Here is a 17,302-nt window from a genome sequence, read left to right on the forward strand (position 1 = left end):
CCACCGGCGGCGGCAGGTGCTGCAACGGCAGGACACCAGTCGCAGGATGACCTCCGCCGTGAGCGGCTTCGTCAGCGAGGCGAGATTGTAGGGCGTGGAGGCAGTCGCCGCGCGGTTCGGCCCCGCCATGCCCCAAGCCCCGATCGAGACGATCCGTCCGTTGCGGATCACGGCGATCGACGCGCTCTCCACGCGCTGTTCGCGCAGGATTGGGGTCATATCCGGCAGCGCGGAGTTCGTTCCGGCGTCCGCCACAGAGGTGCAAGTCATCAGCGCGACCAAACCGCCGTACACTGCCTGCCTCAGCACACCGACTGTATTATTCATATGCAACAGTTAGCGGCGTCTAGGTTTGGCCGCAACCTGGATCATATTTTCCATCGACGTGACGGACGTGAGAACCGCCATGAGATTGTCGAAATACCATCCCAACGGAACGATGGACAGACTCCTCCGCTTGGAGGCGGCCGTATGATGGCGCATGATGCCGGAACGGTCGGTGCGGGGGGCGGAGCATGGCAGAGGGGAAACGTTCAGGGATGATCGCGCGGGCCCTGCTGCTGGTCCCGGCGGCCTGGATGGCAACCATCTTGCATGGGCAGATGCCCGGCACGCCCGGTGTCGTCCACGCCGGCAGCAGCAGCGTGCCGCCAAAGAGTCCGCACGAAGGGTGGTGGCGCGAGTATATGGTCGCACCGCGGGTCCGCCTGCCGGATGGTCGACGGCTGACCTTGTTCTGCCAGGGCAAGGGGAGGCCGGTGGTGATCCTGGATATTGGGCTGGGCGGAGGCGCCTGGGGCTGGGCCACGGTGCAAGGCGAGATGGCGAGGCAGACACGCGTCTGTTCGTATGACCGGGCGGGCTATTCGAACAGCGATCCGGCGAGGACGCCGCGCACCTTCTATGCGCTCGAAGCGGATCTGGCTGCGCTACTGTCGGCGGCGCGGCTTCGTGGCCCCTATGTGATGGTGGGACAATCGTTGGGCGGAGCGATCGTCGGCCTGTACGCGCAGCGGCATCCCGGGAAGGTGGCCGGGCTGGTGCTGGTCGATCCCGCGGTGGGTCGGCAGGTGGCGCGGATGGCGGCCATCGCGCCGGACGCCGACCCGACGGCCTCTAGGCTCGCGGCCGCGAGGGACTGCGCGCGGGCGGCGAACGACGGCACCCTCCTTCCGGGCAGCAAGGCGGAGACGTCATGCGTGGCGCCCGACCGGCCCGGCTTCGAGCCGCCCGTCTTTGCCAGCGATGCGTATCGCCGGTGGCAGCGCAGCTCCAACCTGCACGCGAAGCTGGCGGAGACCGAAGGGCTCGACTTCGCGACGCTGTCGTGGCCGCGCGGTGCGCGGACAGAGGCGCGCGTCCTTGTCCTGACGCGCTCGTTCAGCCCGACCGGGCATCCCAGGAGCCGCGCGATGTGGGCGCTGTGGAACACGATGCACGACGAGGTGGCAGCCAGTTCGGTCGATGGCGTGAATTGCGTCGTCCCGCGATCGACCCACAGCATGATGTCCTCCAGACCGGACGTCGTGATCGACGCGGTATCGACGATGGTCGACGCCGTGCGCGGCCACCGCCGGATCGGGACCCGCTGCCGCTATTCGGACTGAGGTGGGCCAGTGGGGCGCAGATGGCATGATCCCGCCAGCGACCCATGCTGCTCTTTCCCGTTTCCTGATCGCAACAGGAACGTCGTCAGTACGATAGGAACGCCGCCAGTGACGTTGCATCCGTAGCGCAGTGCCCGCCATAGAGCGGATGCCACTCGGTCCTGACGCCGCGTTTGCGCGCCACGTCGGCAAGCCGCTGTGTGCCTTCGAAATTGCCGTAAACATCATACAGGCCGTTCGACAGGTAGAGCGCCGGATGACCTGAGCCCTCCGGATTGGTCCATTCTTTGTGAGAAATTCTCGGTTAGGTTTGGCAGGTGCCGGACGAGGGAATCCGCCAATGAAGAAGTCGAGGTTCAGCGAGCAGCAGATAGCGTTCATCCTCAAGCAGGCCGAGGATGGAACAACCGTCGAGGAGGTTTGCCGGAAGGCCGGCATATCAATCCAGACCCCGGCCTTCGCCGGGGCAGGCTCTACTACCGATGGCGTAGCAAATACGGAGGGTTGATGCCATCGGAGATGAAGCGCTTGAAGGTGCTGGAGGAGGAGAACGTCCGGCTGAAGCGGCTGGTGGCCAACCTCAGCCTGGACAAGGAGATGCTGCAGGACGTCATCCGCCGAAAAATGTAGGGCCTGGTCGAGCCCGGGAGATCGTCGGCTATTTGCAGGCGAGCTACCAGGTCAGCGAACGGCGAGCCTGCGGCGCGTTTCCGATCAATCGATCGACCCAGCGCTATCAGTCCCACCGCCTCGATCAGGCCGGCCTTAAGATGCGGATCAAGGAGTTAGCTGCGACCCGTGTTCGCTACGGGTATCGCCGCATCCATGTGCTGCTCCGGCGGGAGGGCTGGGAGATCAACCACAAGCGCACTCATCGGCTGTATCGCGAACTCGGGCTGCAGCTGCGCAACAAGACACCCAAGCGCAAGGTGAAAGCAAAGCTGCGCGATGACCGGACGCCGGCGACGGCACCCAACGAGTGCTGGTCGATGGATTTCCTGTCGGATCAGCTCTTCGACGGGCGCAAGATCCGCGTGCTGTCGATCGTTGACAATTTCACCCGTATGTCGCCAGCGCTCGACGTGCGGACAAGCTACCGCGGCTCTGACGTGGTCGAGACGCTCGACCGCATTGCCGCGGTACATGGTCGCCCAAAGCGCATTCGTCTGGATAATGGCCCGGAATTCATCTCGAAGGATCTCGACCTGTGGGCGTATCAGCATGATGTGGTGCTGGACTTCAGCAGGCCTGGAAAGCCAACCGACAATGCGTTCGCGGAGGCGTTCAACGGCCGGGTGCGGGCCGAATGCCTCAACGCATAATAGTTCTTGAGCCTGGACGACGCACGGGTAAAATGTGAGGCGTGGCGGCGCGATTACAACGAGCACCGTCCACATAGCTCCCTCGGCAACCAGGCCCCGATGGAGCGCGCTTTTTCGTCAGGGCAGGCATGCCTGCCCTGACGAAAAGAGAGCCGGTTTTCTCATCAAGACCGGACCAGAGACGGGGTGAGGCTCAAGACAACAATGCACTAACTATCAACCCGGACCACCCGGTGGGGGCCACTCACCAGATCGAAGTGCAGAACCGCTCGTGGCTATTGAAAAGGCCTCACCCTCCCCCAGTCGGCCGTCTTGTAAGGAATCCTCATTGGGACTGCTGTTCGCGCTCTGGTTCGACGAGTGCGAGCCTTTTCGATCAATACTTGAACTGGCTGCCGTTCAGGCATGACCTGCATCGCTGAAGTGCCCACCGAACCACGGTAACACGGCCGTCTCGACCACCACGTACCCAAGGCACGACCGCTCATTCTTAATTCAGCGCGTAACATTCCGATGTCGCGACGTTCTGATCGGTCGCGGGGTTGGTCCCCTGCAACAGGCAGATCATGAACCTCTTGCGCAGGCGCAGGGTCACGACCGGTCCGGTCGGCGCGACATAGGAGCTGACGATCGTACCGCCGGCATCCAGCAGGGCGGTCAGCGACTGCGATACCGGTGCCAGCTTCGTCGGCATGGACAGCGCCTTGTCGGGCGACTTGCCCCCCTCGCCAAGCGGCCAGCGCGTCTCCTGCGCAGGGAGCGATGCCGCCGACAGGCCAAGGATCAACGCAAGAGCAAGAGGAAGCGGTTTCATGGACGGACTCCGTGGCGATTGTCGGCGGCTTGATCGTGGTTCGGGCCGGCATCGCCGTCCGTTGTCAGGCCCTGCTGGCTCACAGGGGAAAGATCAACAGGGTGGACGTCGCCGACGCACATAACCGTCCCTGCGCGTCGACCAGCCGCGCTTCGGAAAAACCGACACGTCGGCCCAGCGACACGACCTTTCCCTCCGCCCGCACCGGTCCGCTCGTGTCGGTCAACGCCCGGTGATACGACACCTTGAGTTCGAGCGTCGTATAGCCCTGTCCTGCGGGCAGGCTCGAATGCACCGCGCAACCGCAGGCGCTGTCGAGCAGCGTCGCGGCATAGCCGCCATGGACCGATCCGATCGGATTGAAGACCTTGCGCGAGGGCGAACCCTCGAACACCACGCGGCCGCGTTCCAGTTCGACCAGCGCGAATTCCAGCGTCTCGCCGATCGGGGGATGGCGATTGGCCGCCATCAGCGCCGCCAACTGGTCGTGCCCGTCCAGTCCGGCATGGTCGATCAGGACGTTCATGCGTCGGTTTCCTCCTTCTGTGGGGTGCGCGCATTCGGCTGCGTCGCCGCGATCCACGCGCGGGTTTCGCGCAACAGTTCGTCGGACAGCGCGGTGTCATCGACCGCGCGGGCCAGGACGACGGCGCCGACCATCGCCGCCCACCGCCCGATCGCGGAACGGCGCCGTGCCGCGTCGTCATCGCCGGGCAGTGCCTGCGCGAAGCGCTCGAGATGCGCGTCCAGCCCGCGCGCCATGGCGGCCCGGGCGTCGGACGTCTGGTGTCGCATCAATCCGGCGAGGCTGGCCATCGGACACCCCTGGTCCGGGTTCTCGCGGTGCAGCGGCGACAGATAGGTATCGGTCCACGCTTCGACGTCGGTCATCGCCGAGCCTTCCCCCGCCAGCGTGTCGGCGATGGTCGCGGCGATCAGCTCGTCCTTGGAAGCGAAGTGGCCATAGAAGCCGCCATGCGTCTGCCCGGCGGCCTTCATCACATCGGCCACGGTCACGGCGGCAAAGCCGCGGTCGCGAAACAGCCGACTGGCCTCCTGCAGGATGCGGCGACGGTTCTCCACCATCTGCTCGCGACTGACCTTCATCGAAATAATCTCCGTTCGCCCGTTGACGTTTCATGATGACCATCACATTTAGTCATTCATGACGACTGTCATCAATATAGTGACTCGATCCGAAAGGGCAATCCAATGACCAAGCCTGCCGTCCTCATCACCGGTGCTTCCTCTGGGATCGGCGCGACCTATGCCGATCGGTTCGCCCGTCGCGGGCATGATCTGGTCCTCGTCGCGCGCGATGCCGCCCGTCTCCACGCGCTGGCGTCGACGCTGACCGCCGAAACCGGCGTCGCCATCGACGTGCTGCCGGCCGACCTGACGAACCTCGATCAACTGGCGGCGGTTGAAGCGCGGCTCCGCGACGATGATCGCATCGGCATCCTCGTCAACAATGCCGGTGCCGCGCTGGGCGGCAGCTTCGTCGAGCAGCCAACCGAGGCGGTCGATCGTCTGATCGCGCTCAACACGACCTCGGTCGCCCGGCTCGCCAGCGCGGTGGCACCCCGGCTCGCGACACGCGGCGATGGCGCGATCATCAACATCGGTTCGGCCGTGGGGCTGGCGCCGGAATATGGCATGACCGTCTATGGCGCGACCAAGGCGTTCGTGCAGTTCCTGTCGCAGGGGCTGGCGATCGAGCTGGGACCGAAGGGCGTCTATGTCCAGGCCGTACTGCCCGCGGCGACCCGCACCGAGATTTGGGGCCGCTCCGGTGCCGACGAGGCGTCGCTGGGGCCGATGATGGACGTGAATGCGCTGGTCGATGCCGCGCTGGTCGGCTTCGACGCGCGCGAAGACGTGACGATCCCGCCGCTGCACGACGGCGAGTTGTGGACCGCCTTCCAGACCGCGCGGCAGGCGATGCTGCCGGGCTTTGGCGCGATCGACCCCGCGCCGCGCTACACCGCCTGATCCCGCGCCCCTTTCCCGAAAGACCTTCGTCATGTCCGATCCCGATTGCTTCTCGTCCTATCGTCTCGGTGCCGTCACGCTCGCCAACCGTCTGGTGATGGCGCCGCTGACCCGTAACCGGGCCGGTCCCGACATGGTGCCGACCGAGCTGATGGCGGAATATTACGGCCAGCGTGCTTCGGCGGGCCTCATCATCACCGAGGCTTCGCAGGTGTCGCGCCAGGGACAGGGCTATCAGGACACGCCCGGCATCTATTCCGACGCGCAGGTCGCGGGCTGGCGCAAGGTGACGGAGGCGGTCCATGCCAAAGGCGGCCACATCTTCCTGCAGCTTTGGCATGTCGGGCGCGTCAGCCATGTCGGCCTGCAGGAAGACGGCGCGGCACCGGTCGCGCCCTCGGCGATCCGCGCCGAGACCAAGACGGTGGTGGGCGGCGGCTTCGTCGACGTCTCCGAACCGCGCGCGCTCGAACTCGCCGAAATCCCCGGCATCGTCGACGACTTCCGCCGGGCGGCCGCCAATGCGATCGCGGCCGGCTTCGACGGGGTCGAGGTCCATGGGGCCAACGGCTATCTGCTCGACCAGTTCGCGAAGGACGGCGCGAACCACCGCACCGATGCCTATGGCGGCAGCATCGCCAACCGCGCCCGGCTGATGATCGAGGTGACGGCGGCGGTCGCCGCCGAGATCGGGACCGATCGTACCGGCATCCGCCTGTCGCCGGTATCGCCGGCGAACGGCATCGACACCAGCGATCCGCAGCCGCAGTTCGACCATATCGTTGGGCAGCTCGACGCGCTCGGCATTGCCTATATCCATGTCGTCGAGGGCGCGACCGGTGGCCCGCGCGACTCGGTGCCGTTCGACTATGCCGCGCTGCGCACCCGGTTCCGCGGCACCTACATCGCCAACAACGGCTTCGACCGGGCACTGGCCGAGGCGCATCTGGCCGATGGCAAGGCCGACCTGATCGCGTTCGGCCGCCCCTTCATCGCCAATCCTGATCTGGTCGAGCGGATGCAGGCCGGGGCGCCGCTGGCCCAGATCGATCCGCAGACGCTGTATGGCGGCGGCGCGAAGGGCTATACCGATTATCCGGCCTTGGCGAACGAACCGGAGCAGGTGGCATGAAGGCCTATCAGCTCGAACGCTATGGCAAGGGGCAGCGGCTGACGCTGACCAACCTGCCCGATCCCGTACCGGCAGCGGGCGAGGTGCTGGTCGAGATCCACGCGACCGCGATCAACCAGCTCGACGGCAAGATCCGCGACGGCGCGTTCAAGCCGATCCTGCCCTACAAGCCGCCCTTCATCCTCGGCCACGACCTTGCCGGCATCGTCGTCGCGACCGGACCGGGCGCGCACCGGTTCAAGATCGGCGACGCGGTCTATGCCCGGCCGCGCGACGGCCATATCGGCACCTTCGCCGAACGGATCGCGGTGGCGGAGGCGGACCTCGCTCCCAAGCCCGTCAGGCTGTCGATGGCGGAGGCGGCGTCGGTGCCGCTCGTCGGGCTGACCGCATGGCAGGTGCTGGTCGAGACCGCAGGGCTGAAGGCTGGCCAGAAGGTGCTGATCCACGCCGGTACGGGCGGGGTCGGCACGATCACGATCCAGCTCGCCAAGCATCTCGGCGCGATGGTGGCTACGACCGCCAGCGCCGCCAATGCCGACCTCGTCCGCAGCCTGGGCGCGGATGTCGTCATCGATTACCGGACGCAGGATTTTTCCGAGCTGCTGTCGGGCTACGATGTCGTGCTCAACAGCCTCGATGCCAAGACGCTGGAAAAGTCGCTCAAGGTGTTGAAGCCCGGCGGCAAGCTGATCTCGATCTCCGGCCCGCCCGATCCCGCCTTCGCCAAGGCACAGGGTCTCAATCCGGTCCTGCGTCTCCTGTTCCGCCTGCTCAGCACCGGCATCCGCCGCAAGGCCAGGCGCGCGGGCGTCGACTATTCCTTCCTGTTCATGCACGCCGATGGCAGCCAACTCGCGCAGTTGGGGGAACTGATCGACGCCGGCACGATCCGCCCGGTACTCGATCGCGGTTTCACCTTCGATGCGCTGAATGACGCGGTCGCCTATGTCGACAGCGGCCGCGCGAAGGGCAAGGTCGTCGTCACGGTCCGGCCCGACGCGGCATGACCGCGCCAGAGCGCTGGACGTCGGTCGCGGGTGCGGATCGTCTACCCCGATGCCGGGCATGGCGGCATCTCCCGGGATCATGAGGCGTTCGTGACCACGGCCCGGGGCGTTCCCTGCCCGGTAACGCGCCAGTTTTGTCAAAAAACGATCTCACCGCGCGACACGGCGCTGTAGCGTACCACGTTCAGTTTGAAACCCGCCCGGTCGATCAGATACCAGTTGGCCCCGAGCATCGCAAAGGTGCCCCGGCCGCCGAACGGGGCATCGGTCTGATCCTCGCCGTCGTAGCGCAACAACAGTTCGAACGCGCCGGACCTGCCGCCGGTGACGGGCGACAGCATGTCGGGGCGGTGCCACACACCCTCGCTGCCTCGACACCGAAGGCATCGATCGAACGCGGATCGCGAAGGATGCCGGACAGGATGGCGATGTTGCGGTTGACGTTGGAGCCTTCGACCAGTGCGTCGACATCGCGGTTGATCCGCTCGTGAAATCCCCAACCGCCCAGATGCAGGAAGCCGCGATCCGAGCGCAGCGAAGACACCGACGCCGTAGCTGCCGCCTTGCGGCGCGATGAGGTTGGCGACCGTGTCCCGTTCGGCAAATGGGATCGAGGTGAGCGAGGTTGCACCGTCGAGCGACCGGTCGTTGAGCTTTTTGCCGACAACCACGCTGAGTTCGCCAAGACCGGTCCTGCCCCGATAGCCAAGCTAGGCGTCGCGGATCGTGACCTCGTCACCGGCGAAGTCGATCTCGGTGCGATACGCTGCAGCCTGTGTCTGTTCGCGATGCCGTACAGCCCGGTGCTGTTGGTGGCGGCGAGCCTGCTCTGCCTGTTTCATCGCCGACAAGCAGGCAGAACAGGCAAAGGCGGCGGTGCGCGACGGCGTGGCGATCACGCATCTAGACCTGCCGACGCTGACCGGCAGCAAGCGGCAGATCGGTTGGGCGACCACCGTCCGTGCCGGGCGCCTCGCCGCATGGACGGCGAACCCGCCGCCCCGCACGTTGCGCCAGCACTGACGCTCCCGATCCCCCCATCGTCCGTCCCCCATGTGGAATACGCGTTGGAAGTGGCGCCGGCCGCAATGCTCGCAGCGACCCTTCGCGCGGACGAACCGGACGAAGTGGGAGATATGTCGTCAGTCGATCGGGTAGAGCAAGAGATGCTCAGGACGGATCGGCATCGGTCACGGCACCATGCGGACGGTCGGCCTGCGATGACAAGGGCTCGTTCGGGCTCGCTACCGACGTTGGCAGGAACCGATAGACGGTACCGCGCGATATGCGCGGGTCGTATGCCATCGGCGGCCAGCTTCCTGACGGCCTCCGGATCGATCCGCGGCTTGCCGCCCTTGTAGACGCCGCGCGCCTTGGCAGCGGCGATCCCTTCGGCCTGCCGTTCTCGTCGCAGGTTCGTCTCGAACTCGGCGAAAACACCGAGCATGTCGAGGAACGCCTTGCCCGCTGCCGTGGCGGTGTCGATCGGTCGCTTTCAGCGCGACCCCCCTGTCCTTCAGTTCATGGACGATGCCCTGCATATCCTTCATCGATCGCGCCAACCGGTAGATGCGGGTAACGACCAGCGTGTCGCCTTCGCGCAGGAAATCAAGCAGGACCTGCAACTCGGTGCGGGTGCGGCGCTCCGTGCCCGACTTCTTCTCCGACCGGATCGTCTGACATCTAGCAGCACGCAGCGCCGCTTCCTGAATGCCGAGATCCCGATCGGTCGTAGACACGCGCGCATAGCCGAAAAACGCCATCGAAACCCGAATCTGTTCCAGTAGCTTCCAGACCCAGCAGGCCATGTGTTCAATATCCCTGCGAACGACCCTGATCGAACGGAGAATGCGTCCGATCGCCAACGTCCGATACGGGTATGCTCCGTCGTTGTACTTGCAAGATCGCAGAAGTGCGTCGTTCTGGCGGAGACGATCCACGGTGATATCCGAGGGAGACCGGCAGTTCCAGATCAGTCTTGGTGTTCGTCAAGGATGTTTGAAGGTCCAGATTCTATCTGTAGCAGGTTCACCGTTCATAAGATATTGAATGTCGTCAATCTCACCGTTCGGCCAAACCACGAGTTCCTGACTGTTGATGAACTCGACTAGCATAGCATCGCCATCCGTGGGCATGTTCCAGCTAAGTGTCAGTTTGTCACCAGGTTCGAGTTCGAAGCACTTGGGCCAAGGCTCTACCGACACGTAGATTGGAACTTCGGTCCTGTTGGCAAAAGTCTGCTTTGTCGTTGGCATGCCCCGCCCTTTTCGATAACCGTTCCAGGAAGCATTCATCACGCCGTGAAAAACGGCGGACACTCCGTCCGCCGCGACGGCTAATTTTAGCTGCTTCATACAACGCTGATACCCGTCGCAGCGCGATGGATACCCTTCGTCCGCCCTCGTGGATCAGCGGATGCCGGAGCCTTGATGTCCCTTGTCGCTATCCAGCGTGGCAAAAGCCTCGGTCAGTTTCGCAGCAGACGCGCGTAGCGCAGCTTCCTCGTCGGAGTCGAGCGCCGGGAAGAGAACACGTTCGGTGCCACCAGCGCCGACAATGCAAGGCAGGCTTAGACATATGTCGCGCATGCCATATCCATGCTCGATCCATGCGGTAACGGGCAATACCGACCGTTCGTCCCGGACCACTGCCTCGCAAATGCGGACGATGGCGGTGGCAACGCCGAAGGATGTGAAGCCTTTGCCGGTGACGATGCGATAACCGGCATCGCGGACATGCTCGCCCAATGCCGGCAGATCGAGCGGGCTACCGGTATCGATGAAGTCACCTAGTGGCTGCCCACCAATCCGAACCGTCGAGAACGCCGCCACTTCGCTATCGCCATGCTCCCCCAGCACGTAACCGTCGATCGCTCCGGCCGAGAGGTCGAGCGCTGCGGACAGGCTCTGCTTGAGCCGACTGGTGTCGAGCAGAGTACCTGTACCAATGACCCTGTGTCGGGGCAGCCCGGCGTAGCGGATGGCAATCATCGTCATCAGGTCAACCGGATTCGACGCGATTACCAACACACCGGCAAAACCAGCGTCCGCCAGATGTTTTACGCAATCCTCGACGATAACCGCGCTGCGCGAGGCGAGCGACAGCCGTGTTTCACTCCCGTGTGAGGCCGCTCCGGCTGTAACCACCGCGATATCCGCTGTCGCGGCGTCATCGTAGGAACCGGCCCAAATCCGTGCAGGCCTGGCAAGCGCGTTCGCATCGGTGAGATCGGCAGCCTCGGCTGCCGCAAGAGCCGCGTTGCTGTCGACCAGCACGATCTCGCGAAACAGCGCTCTCAACATCATCGCATACGCAGCGGTTGCGCCGACGTGCCCTGCTCCAATGAATGCGACCCGACCCGAAGGCGGTGCCTGCATGGGTGGCGTCATGACGCGATCACCGCCGGGAACGGCGCCGCGCGCCCTGCTTCTACGGCACCGGCCGCCTCCAACAAGCGGTGCAAAACGGCCAGCTTGTCGTGACAAATGCGAGCAACGGCACTGTTCGCGACATCTGCCATCGTCTGTTCGGTTAGAGCGCGACGATGATGGTACGCACGTGTGCTCATAGCAATTCTCCCACAAAGCGGGAGCACTTGCGTCTCTCTGCCTCCGCTGCGCCGTGGCAGTGTGCGGGGGTATTGCAGCTATACCGCAGATTTACGGTTGTACCTAATCGGGCGCGCGTTGGCGAAAGCACGCTTTGCGGCACTGTACGGCATACCACTATTGCGTCCGCGCGGGACGCCCCCGCGACCGGCCGTTGCAAAAGGAATTATTCGCCCACACCGCAATCCGCGAGGGCACGTTTGCCTGCTGCAATACGAAAGAGCGGACACCCTGTCCGCCGCCTCGTCTCCGACCCCGCACAAATCCGCCAATCTAAAATTGCTGCGTGCGCCTTGATACCCTCACGATACCCTCATGCCCTTGCTCGAACAGCAGTTCAGCCTCGGGAACCGGCAAACGGCTGATCCGGTCGCGCGCCCGACGCCTTCTCGCGGTACACCGCCGCGACATAGCAGCCGGCTGCCCAAGCGCCAGCAACGATCGCATCCTGCCGGGCCAGATCTTGCTCGCCGGTACTCACGCGCAAATATACCCGCGCGGCTTGGACAATCGTGTTCATCTGCTGACTGGCATAGCTCGTTGACTCCGTCAGATATACTTAAGCTAGCCTGTGACACGATGGCGGGTCAGATGAATCCGAAGCAAGTCCAAATAGCCTGGCCAAAAATGCCGATCTCATCATGCCGTCGTAGTGCCAGAGTTCGCCGAGAAGTACGGTTACAGGAATTGTTGCCCGGCATGATCCCGAAACGCATCGTGGTTACGGACATAGGTGCTGAGGATGTCGAGCGACTTGTGCCGGCTGACCTCGCGCATCTTGAAGACATTGGCACCGGGCTGCCGTGCCGCCTCGGTAAGAAACCCGGAGCGCAGCGAATGACCGGAAAACAACGCCGGATCGAGACCGGCGGCTTGCGCCCGCGCCTTGACGACGAGGGCCACGCCTTGCGGGCTCATCGCCGCCGGCTGCACGCGATCCTCCACCCGGCACCACGCGGGCTTGCCATCGGCGGTTCTCACCCTTTCCTGCGAGGCCGGGTCCCGGTCGGCGACACGGATTTGTGCCAGCTTGCGGAACAGCGGCCCGTCGGTGACGCGGCCGACCCGTAACCATTCCAGTAACAGTGCCTTTGGCCGTATTCGTTTGCCCTCGGGAATGGCAATCCAGACGCCAAGGCCTGCCTGATCCGTTTTCGACCGGGCGATGAAGAGGCGCAAGCCTTCCGGCACGATCTGTACATCGGTAAAGGTCAAGGCGACGAGTTCGGACCGCCGCAGGGCCGCCGCCATGCCGATCGCCAGCAACGCTCGATCGCGGACACTGCGGACGTCGTCACCTGTAATGCCGGCGAGCATTCGGCCAAGCTGGTCGCCATCCGCCGCCGCCTTCTGCCGGGGGCGAGCCCCGTGGGTGTTACGGATACCGGCGAAGGTCCTGCGCAACTGGTGACCGCCGTCTTGGTCGCCGGGCGTGAGATAGCCTGCCTCGCGATGGCGGTCGTTGATCGCCGCCAGATAGCGCGAGAGCGTGGAAATCTTCTTGGGCAGACGCGGCGGGGATGCAGCAGGGTCACCATCTTTCATGCTGGAGATGAAGACGGCGACCGACGCGGGAGAAGCCGGTAAAGCGGACAGGCCACGCGCCGCGCACCAAAGGGCGAAGGTTTTCCAGTCAGCAGCATAGGCACGTCTTGTCGCGCTCGAGCGCGCGGCTTCCACATACATCCGCGCGCGTGCGACTTCTTCTTCCAGAAGACAGGGTACGAGCGCCTTCTCGTGCTGGGACCGTGCCTGCAACGCACTCCCACTCATCGCGCCTGCTCGACCGTGACGTCGATTTCAAGGTTCGACCAGACGCGATCCGTTGTCAGTGCCGTGGTCCGGCGAATCTGCGCCAATGCCAGGCAGGCACGATCGCCCAACGACAGACCAAGTCCTGCCGTCGTTGCCCGCATCAGCCCTGCAAGCTCCGCTTGCTGCCGATCGACCGGGACCACCTCGATGTCGAGATCGGCCATAATCGTGACAATATCGGCGGGCGGCATGCCGCGGTCGACCAGCTTGGCGACCACCTCTGCGTAGTTGCTGGCGCTGATCATCGCACCGGGCAGTCGCGCCGCGACATGCTCGGCACCCTCTTCTTCGAACATCACACACAACAGGGCGGACGAGTCCAGGACGTAACGCAGCTTATTCACCGGCAGCCTCGGCACGGCGATCCGCGATCAGTTCGTCCGACAGGTTGCCCTGTTCCGGACGGTAGCGGCGCAATTGCTCCTGTATGCGGCGCAGTGCGGACTTTGCCGATCGGACGCGCAGCTCGTCGCCCTCCACTGAAAAATAGACGGTATCGCCTTCAGCCAGCCCCAGGTGCTTGCGGACATCGGCGGGCAGCGCGATGCGGCCACCTGCGATAACCCGTCCCTTCAAGACGCCCATAGCTGCTTCCTCGTCTCGCTACACTAGACGCGACGAATACTGGTTATAACTATAGTGCGCTACTGGAAACGATGCTCCACCGAAACGCGATAAGCACACGTTATCGCTATTTGCATGAGGTAATGCCCTATCTGGGTATGCTCAGACAAAGGGGTTCGGTATGTCATGTTGTGCCGGTATGGCTCTAGCTAACCTTGTGCCACTTTTTATAATGTGACATATGGCCAAAACAGTTAAAGATAGGATATGTTGGCAATGGCAACACGGAGCATGGATGTAAAAGTGGCCGGAAATGGTCGCATGATCCTGCCGGCATCGGTACGAAAGGCGATGGGTCTGCATGGTGATGCGAAGGTCATCCTCACGGTTGAGGACGATCAGGTCCGCCTGTCCCCGATCGGGCATGGCGTGTCCCGTGCCCAGGCGCTTTATCGGGAACATGCCAAGCAGGCACGCTCGACCGACGACTTTCTGATGGACCGAAAGGTCGAGGCTGCCGCTGATCTAGGTGAGGGTACATCTGGCGAAATGGATCGAGACGTACAATGACATCCGTCGTTCTCGACGCGTCTGCGGTGCTCGCACTGGTCCGGGATGAACCCGGCGCCGACAAGGTCGCACCCCATATCGGGCGTGCTGCGATTTCTGCGGTCAACCTGCAGGAGGTCATCAAGGAACTGCTGCTCAGCGGTCTCGACGAAGGCACCACCCGCGAATTGCTCGACGAGCTTCGCCTTGATGTTTGTGCCCATGATGTCGAGGCAGCCTACGTCGCCGCTGCCTTGCATTCCCAGACGCGCCAATATGGCCGCGGTCTTGGCGATCGCTCCTGTCTTGCGCTGGCGGTGCAGCTTGGTGTCCCTGCCCTCACCGCCGATCGCGAATGGAAAAAGGTTCGGGTCAAAAATCTGAAGGTCGAGCACATCCGATAGGCCATCAGGCGATAGGCCATCAAGAAGAGTAACCTATTCCCCCGGCCGCATGCGAGACGCAAGCCGGGGGCAACGGGTCAGAACGCCGCGCGAACTCCCACCGCCACGGCGCGTCCAGGTAGCGGCGCGCGCAGCCGCAGGAACGAATTGTGCAACCGCGCTTCCGCGTTCGTCAGGTTGGCGACATCGGCGAACGCCTCGTAGCGCCCGCCCGTGCCGAAGCGCCAGGCGACATGCGCATCGACCAGCGTGAATCCGTCCGACACCGGCTCGTCCTTGGCGACATCGGTCTGCCGCAGATAGCGGACCGCGCCGAGCGAGGCGCGTAGTGCGCCGGCTTCCCAGCCCAGATCGCCGCCATAACGTGACATCGGCGTGCGCGGCAGGTGGTCGCCGTCGAGCCGCTGGCGGAAATACTGGCGGTCGAACGCCGCCGTCGCACCGCTCGCGAACGGGCTATAGCCGTCGGGCAGGGTGAATACCGGGCGGACCTGCACATAATCGCCGAAACCGTGCAGCGCGAACCGGCCGATGCCGGTCGTCGCGCGCAGCGTCGCCTCCCCCTCGATCCCGCGGAAGCGGGTATCGCCCTGTCGCCATTCGCGCACCGGCAGCGTCCGCGAGATGCCGGTATTGCCGAGATAGAGATAGTCCACGAACCGCGTGCGATAGGCGGACACCGCCGCCGACAGCCATGTCGTGTCGATCCCGCCGCCGGCCTCGATCGTTTCCGCCCGCTCCTTGCGCAACCGTCCGTCGCCCTGTTCCTCGGTCAGGATCGAGAAATGGTTGCCGTTGGCATAGAGCTCGTTGATCCCCGGCGCGCGTTCGGCGTGCGACCAGCGCCCGTGCAGATACAATATCTTGAACAGCGACAGCCGCGCGCCGGCATCGCCGCTCAGCAGGTGGAAACCGGCATCGCGGGCATAGGCCGCCCCCTGCCCCCGCCCGGCGCGCACGCTGGCTTCGTCGAGGTCGTAGCGTATCCGGTCATAGCGAATGCCACCGCTCAGCGTCAGCGGGGACAGCGTCAGCCGTTCGGCGAAGAACGCCGATCGCTCCGCCGTGGCGACGCTGGGCAGATAGGAGGTCGTCTCGACGGTACGCAGGCTGCGATCGGCGATCTGCCCGCCGATCGATCCGCTGAGCGGCCCGAGCGGGCGATGCGCGATCTCGACGCGCGCCTCTTCGCCATTGGCGTCGAACCGGCTCCAGTCGCGATCGGGCAAGCGTTCGCGGTCGCGTGAGCGGACATGCGCCGCGCGCAGCATGACCGCCGCGACGCCGGGCAGTGGATCATACAGCGCCCCCTTCAGGTCGAAACGGGTCTGCCCGACCATCACGTCGATCGGGCTGGCCCCGGATCGCGACGCCGTGATGAGGGTGAAGCCGGGCACGCCATAGCTGTTGTCGTAGCGACCGACCGACAGGCCGAGAAATCCGTCATCGACGATCACGCTGCCGCCCGCCGTCACCGCCGTGGTCCGGATCGCGCTGTTGGGCAGCCGCCCGTCGGCATCGCCCACGGAATCGAGGTTGGTGATGATCTGTCCCGACACCGGCGTCCGGTCGACGAAGCGTCGCGTCGCGGGATCGAATACAAAGGTCGGCCGCGCCAGACGGACTTGGCACAGCGCCTGTAGCGGCGTCGCCGCGACGAGTGACGGCCAGCTCCGACAGGTATCCGCCTTCGCACGACCCGGGATCGCCTGATCCCCCTGATAGCGGTACAGCCCGTCGAGATGCCATGCGAACGCGCGCTTCCCGCCGTCGATCCGGGCCATGGTCGTCACGCCGACATTGTCGCCGGTGCGCAGTTCGGCCCGCCCGGTCGGTGCTCCCGCATATCGCTGCGTCGGAATGCGGCCGTCGATCACGTTCACCGCGCCACCGATCGCGCCGCTGCCATAGGGGACGGCGGCACTGCCCTTGCGCACGTCGATCCGCTCGGCGAGGAACGGTTCGACCGCGGCGGCATGTTCAGCGCCCAGTCCCGATGCGTCCTGCGTGGGCAGGCCGTCGATCAGCACCGCGACCCGCCCGCCGGTCTGCCCCCGAATCGTCGGACGGCCGACCGCCGGACCGAAATAATCATTATGGATTCCCGGAACCCGCGCCAGCGTTTCGCCGAGAGTCGGCGCCTTGCGCCGATCCAGTTCGGCCCCGGCGATGCTCGTGCCGGTCGCGCTCGACAGATGGTCGGCATCGACCGGTTCGGGACGCTGCCCTTCGACGACGATCGTGGACGGCGACTTGCCCGGCTCGGGCTGTGCGGAAGCGGTTCCTGCGGCCACGGCCAGCAGGATCAGATCAGGTAACATCGGTAACGAACCCCCAAGTGAGGGCGCGTTCTGTGTCGTGTTATAACATAACAATCAAGACGGTATCTGACTGGGTCATGCTTCGGCTCGCCTGCCTGCGCGGGAACGACCGGAATGGAGGGCGATCACCGAGGATCGATCGGTCGCGGATCGCGACATATTCG

General features: G+C 64.5%; 19 protein-coding genes and 3 pseudogenes. 8 read left to right on the forward strand and 14 right to left on the reverse strand.

Annotated elements, in window-relative coordinates:
• Positions 1-219, reverse strand: a 219-nt coding sequence (locus ASG37_RS17365) for a serine hydrolase (RefSeq protein ID WP_156460580.1), incomplete at its 3' end; no start/stop codon positions are given.
• Positions 220-539: 320 nt separating this feature from the next.
• Between ASG37_RS17365 and ASG37_RS12405 the strand changes: the two genes are divergently transcribed.
• On the forward strand, positions 540-1,607 hold the full coding sequence (locus tag ASG37_RS12405; protein ID WP_055760638.1) for an alpha/beta fold hydrolase: 1,068 nt from the start codon (positions 540-542) through the stop codon (positions 1,605-1,607).
• Between the two features lie 340 nt (positions 1,608-1,947).
• A pseudogene (locus ASG37_RS17380) lies at positions 1,948-3,070 on the forward strand (IS3 family transposase).
• 349 nt (positions 3,071-3,419) lie between these two features.
• Here ASG37_RS17380 and ASG37_RS12420 read toward each other — a convergent pair.
• The 3 genes from ASG37_RS12420 to ASG37_RS12430 form a co-directional block, all read right to left on the reverse strand.
• Positions 3,420-3,743 carry a hypothetical protein gene (locus ASG37_RS12420; protein WP_055760641.1) on the reverse strand — a complete coding sequence of 108 codons (324 nt, stop codon included), beginning with the start codon at positions 3,741-3,743 and terminating at the stop codon, positions 3,420-3,422.
• A gap of 79 nt (positions 3,744-3,822) precedes the next feature.
• On the reverse strand, positions 3,823-4,269 hold the full coding sequence (locus tag ASG37_RS12425) for a PaaI family thioesterase (protein WP_055760644.1): 447 nt from the start codon (positions 4,267-4,269) through the stop codon (positions 3,823-3,825).
• Positions 4,266-4,850 (reverse strand): TetR/AcrR family transcriptional regulator, encoded by a 585-nt coding sequence (locus tag ASG37_RS12430; RefSeq protein WP_055760647.1) that lies wholly within the window; start codon positions 4,848-4,850, stop codon positions 4,266-4,268. The genes ASG37_RS12425 and ASG37_RS12430 overlap by 4 nt, the downstream gene beginning before the upstream one ends.
• 105 nt (positions 4,851-4,955) lie before the next feature.
• On the opposite strand from ASG37_RS12430, the gene ASG37_RS12435 reads away from it, so the two are divergent.
• Genes ASG37_RS12435 through ASG37_RS12445 form a run of 3 tightly spaced genes read left to right on the forward strand, consistent with a single transcriptional unit; the run spans position 4,956 to position 7,877 of the window.
• Complete coding sequence (locus tag ASG37_RS12435) at positions 4,956-5,735, forward strand: SDR family NAD(P)-dependent oxidoreductase (RefSeq protein ID WP_055760650.1); 780 nt, start codon at positions 4,956-4,958, stop codon at positions 5,733-5,735.
• A 31-nt stretch (positions 5,736-5,766) separates the two neighbouring features.
• On the forward strand, positions 5,767-6,867 hold the full coding sequence (locus ASG37_RS12440) for an alkene reductase (RefSeq protein WP_055760653.1): 1,101 nt from the start codon (positions 5,767-5,769) through the stop codon (positions 6,865-6,867).
• The gene (locus tag ASG37_RS12445; protein WP_055760656.1) at positions 6,864-7,877 is read left to right on the forward strand and encodes an NADP-dependent oxidoreductase; all 1,014 of its coding nucleotides are present in this window, start codon (positions 6,864-6,866) and stop codon (positions 7,875-7,877) included. Before ASG37_RS12440 ends, ASG37_RS12445 begins: the two co-directional genes overlap by 4 nt.
• A gap of 137 nt (positions 7,878-8,014) precedes the next feature.
• Here the strand turns inward: ASG37_RS12445 and ASG37_RS12450 are convergent, their stop codons facing one another.
• A complete protein-coding gene (locus ASG37_RS12450) occupies positions 8,015-8,218 on the reverse strand; it encodes a porin (RefSeq protein ID WP_156349189.1) in 204 nt (67 codons plus the stop codon).
• Between the two features lie 369 nt (positions 8,219-8,587).
• Positions 8,588-8,776: a hypothetical protein gene (locus ASG37_RS18080; RefSeq protein WP_156349190.1), complete on the reverse strand. Its 189-nt coding sequence runs from the start codon at positions 8,774-8,776 to the stop codon at positions 8,588-8,590.
• Between ASG37_RS18080 and ASG37_RS17840 the strand changes: the two genes are divergently transcribed.
• Positions 8,754-8,900, forward strand: coding sequence for a hypothetical protein (locus ASG37_RS17840; RefSeq protein WP_162233470.1), 147 nt, complete (start codon positions 8,754-8,756; stop codon positions 8,898-8,900). The two genes, ASG37_RS18080 and ASG37_RS17840, sit on opposite strands and share 23 nt — an antisense overlap.
• Before the next feature lie 397 nt (positions 8,901-9,297).
• Here the strand turns inward: ASG37_RS17840 and ASG37_RS18085 are convergent.
• The 7 genes and pseudogenes from ASG37_RS18085 to ASG37_RS12470 form a co-directional block, all read right to left on the reverse strand.
• Positions 9,298-9,685 (reverse strand): annotated as a pseudogene (locus ASG37_RS18085) (recombinase family protein); the annotation flags it as partial.
• Between the two features lie 180 nt (positions 9,686-9,865).
• Entirely contained in the window at positions 9,866-10,231 is a 366-nt protein-coding gene (locus ASG37_RS17395) for a hypothetical protein (protein ID WP_235525233.1), read from the reverse strand.
• Positions 10,232-10,285: 54 nt separating this feature from the next.
• The gene (locus ASG37_RS12455; protein WP_235525234.1) at positions 10,286-11,266 is read right to left on the reverse strand and encodes an L-lactate dehydrogenase; all 981 of its coding nucleotides are present in this window, start codon (positions 11,264-11,266) and stop codon (positions 10,286-10,288) included.
• Between the two features lie 577 nt (positions 11,267-11,843).
• Positions 11,844-12,005, reverse strand: a pseudogene (locus tag ASG37_RS17400) (recombinase family protein); the annotation flags it as partial.
• A gap of 158 nt (positions 12,006-12,163) precedes the next feature.
• A complete protein-coding gene (locus ASG37_RS12460; RefSeq protein WP_055760665.1) occupies positions 12,164-13,258 on the reverse strand; it encodes a site-specific integrase in 1,095 nt (364 codons plus the stop codon).
• On the reverse strand, positions 13,255-13,644 hold the full coding sequence (locus tag ASG37_RS12465) for a type II toxin-antitoxin system VapC family toxin (RefSeq protein ID WP_055760666.1): 390 nt from the start codon (positions 13,642-13,644) through the stop codon (positions 13,255-13,257). The genes ASG37_RS12460 and ASG37_RS12465 overlap by 4 nt, the downstream gene beginning before the upstream one ends.
• A complete protein-coding gene (locus ASG37_RS12470; protein ID WP_055760669.1) occupies positions 13,637-13,885 on the reverse strand; it encodes an AbrB/MazE/SpoVT family DNA-binding domain-containing protein in 249 nt (82 codons plus the stop codon). The genes ASG37_RS12465 and ASG37_RS12470 overlap by 8 nt, the downstream gene beginning before the upstream one ends.
• Before the next feature lie 270 nt (positions 13,886-14,155).
• On the opposite strand from ASG37_RS12470, the gene ASG37_RS12475 reads away from it, so the two are divergent.
• Both ASG37_RS12475 and ASG37_RS12480 read left to right on the forward strand, forming a co-directional pair.
• A complete protein-coding gene (locus ASG37_RS12475; protein ID WP_268795746.1) occupies positions 14,156-14,434 on the forward strand; it encodes an AbrB/MazE/SpoVT family DNA-binding domain-containing protein in 279 nt (92 codons plus the stop codon).
• Positions 14,431-14,817: a type II toxin-antitoxin system VapC family toxin gene (locus ASG37_RS12480; RefSeq protein ID WP_055760672.1), complete on the forward strand. Its 387-nt coding sequence runs from the start codon at positions 14,431-14,433 to the stop codon at positions 14,815-14,817. Before ASG37_RS12475 ends, ASG37_RS12480 begins: the two co-directional genes overlap by 4 nt.
• Before the next feature lie 77 nt (positions 14,818-14,894).
• Here the strand turns inward: ASG37_RS12480 and ASG37_RS12485 are convergent, their stop codons facing one another.
• Positions 14,895-17,138: a TonB-dependent receptor gene (locus ASG37_RS12485; protein ID WP_055760675.1), complete on the reverse strand. Its 2,244-nt coding sequence runs from the start codon at positions 17,136-17,138 to the stop codon at positions 14,895-14,897.
• Positions 17,139-17,302: the final 164 nt, after the last annotated feature.

Origin of the sequence: Sphingomonas sp. Leaf407 (genome assembly GCF_001425385.1) — a bacterium.
Classification (GTDB): domain Bacteria; phylum Pseudomonadota; class Alphaproteobacteria; order Sphingomonadales; family Sphingomonadaceae; genus Sphingomonas.

Bases quoted from the DNA above. Each gene is read 5' to 3' on its own strand.
- ASG37_RS12460 (WP_055760665.1), bottom strand. From the start codon at position 13,258: ATGAGTGGGAGTGCGTTGCAGGCACGGTCCCAGCACGAGAAGGCGCTC.
- ASG37_RS12475 (WP_268795746.1), top strand. From the start codon at position 14,156: ATGGATGTAAAAGTGGCCGGAAATGGTCGCATGATCCTGCCGGCATCG.
- ASG37_RS12480 (WP_055760672.1), top strand. From the start codon at position 14,431: ATGACATCCGTCGTTCTCGACGCGTCTGCGGTGCTCGCACTGGTCCGG.
- ASG37_RS12450 (WP_156349189.1), bottom strand. From the start codon at position 8,218: ATGCTGTCGCCCGTCACCGGCGGCAGGTCCGGCGCGTTCGAACTGTTG.
- ASG37_RS12445 (WP_055760656.1), top strand. From the start codon at position 6,864: ATGAAGGCCTATCAGCTCGAACGCTATGGCAAGGGGCAGCGGCTGACG.
- ASG37_RS12430 (WP_055760647.1), bottom strand. From the start codon at position 4,850: ATGAAGGTCAGTCGCGAGCAGATGGTGGAGAACCGTCGCCGCATCCTG.
- ASG37_RS12440 (WP_055760653.1), top strand. From the start codon at position 5,767: ATGTCCGATCCCGATTGCTTCTCGTCCTATCGTCTCGGTGCCGTCACG.
- ASG37_RS12435 (WP_055760650.1), top strand. From the start codon at position 4,956: ATGACCAAGCCTGCCGTCCTCATCACCGGTGCTTCCTCTGGGATCGGC.
- ASG37_RS12455 (WP_235525234.1), bottom strand. From the start codon at position 11,266: ATGACGCCACCCATGCAGGCACCGCCTTCGGGTCGGGTCGCATTCATT.
- ASG37_RS12420 (WP_055760641.1), bottom strand. From the start codon at position 3,743: ATGAAACCGCTTCCTCTTGCTCTTGCGTTGATCCTTGGCCTGTCGGCG.
- ASG37_RS12470 (WP_055760669.1), bottom strand. From the start codon at position 13,885: ATGGGCGTCTTGAAGGGACGGGTTATCGCAGGTGGCCGCATCGCGCTG.
- ASG37_RS17395 (WP_235525233.1), bottom strand. From the start codon at position 10,231: ATGAAGCAGCTAAAATTAGCCGTCGCGGCGGACGGAGTGTCCGCCGTT.
- ASG37_RS12405 (WP_055760638.1), top strand. From the start codon at position 540: ATGATCGCGCGGGCCCTGCTGCTGGTCCCGGCGGCCTGGATGGCAACC.
- ASG37_RS12485 (WP_055760675.1), bottom strand. From the start codon at position 17,138: ATGTTACCTGATCTGATCCTGCTGGCCGTGGCCGCAGGAACCGCTTCC.
- ASG37_RS12425 (WP_055760644.1), bottom strand. From the start codon at position 4,269: ATGAACGTCCTGATCGACCATGCCGGACTGGACGGGCACGACCAGTTG.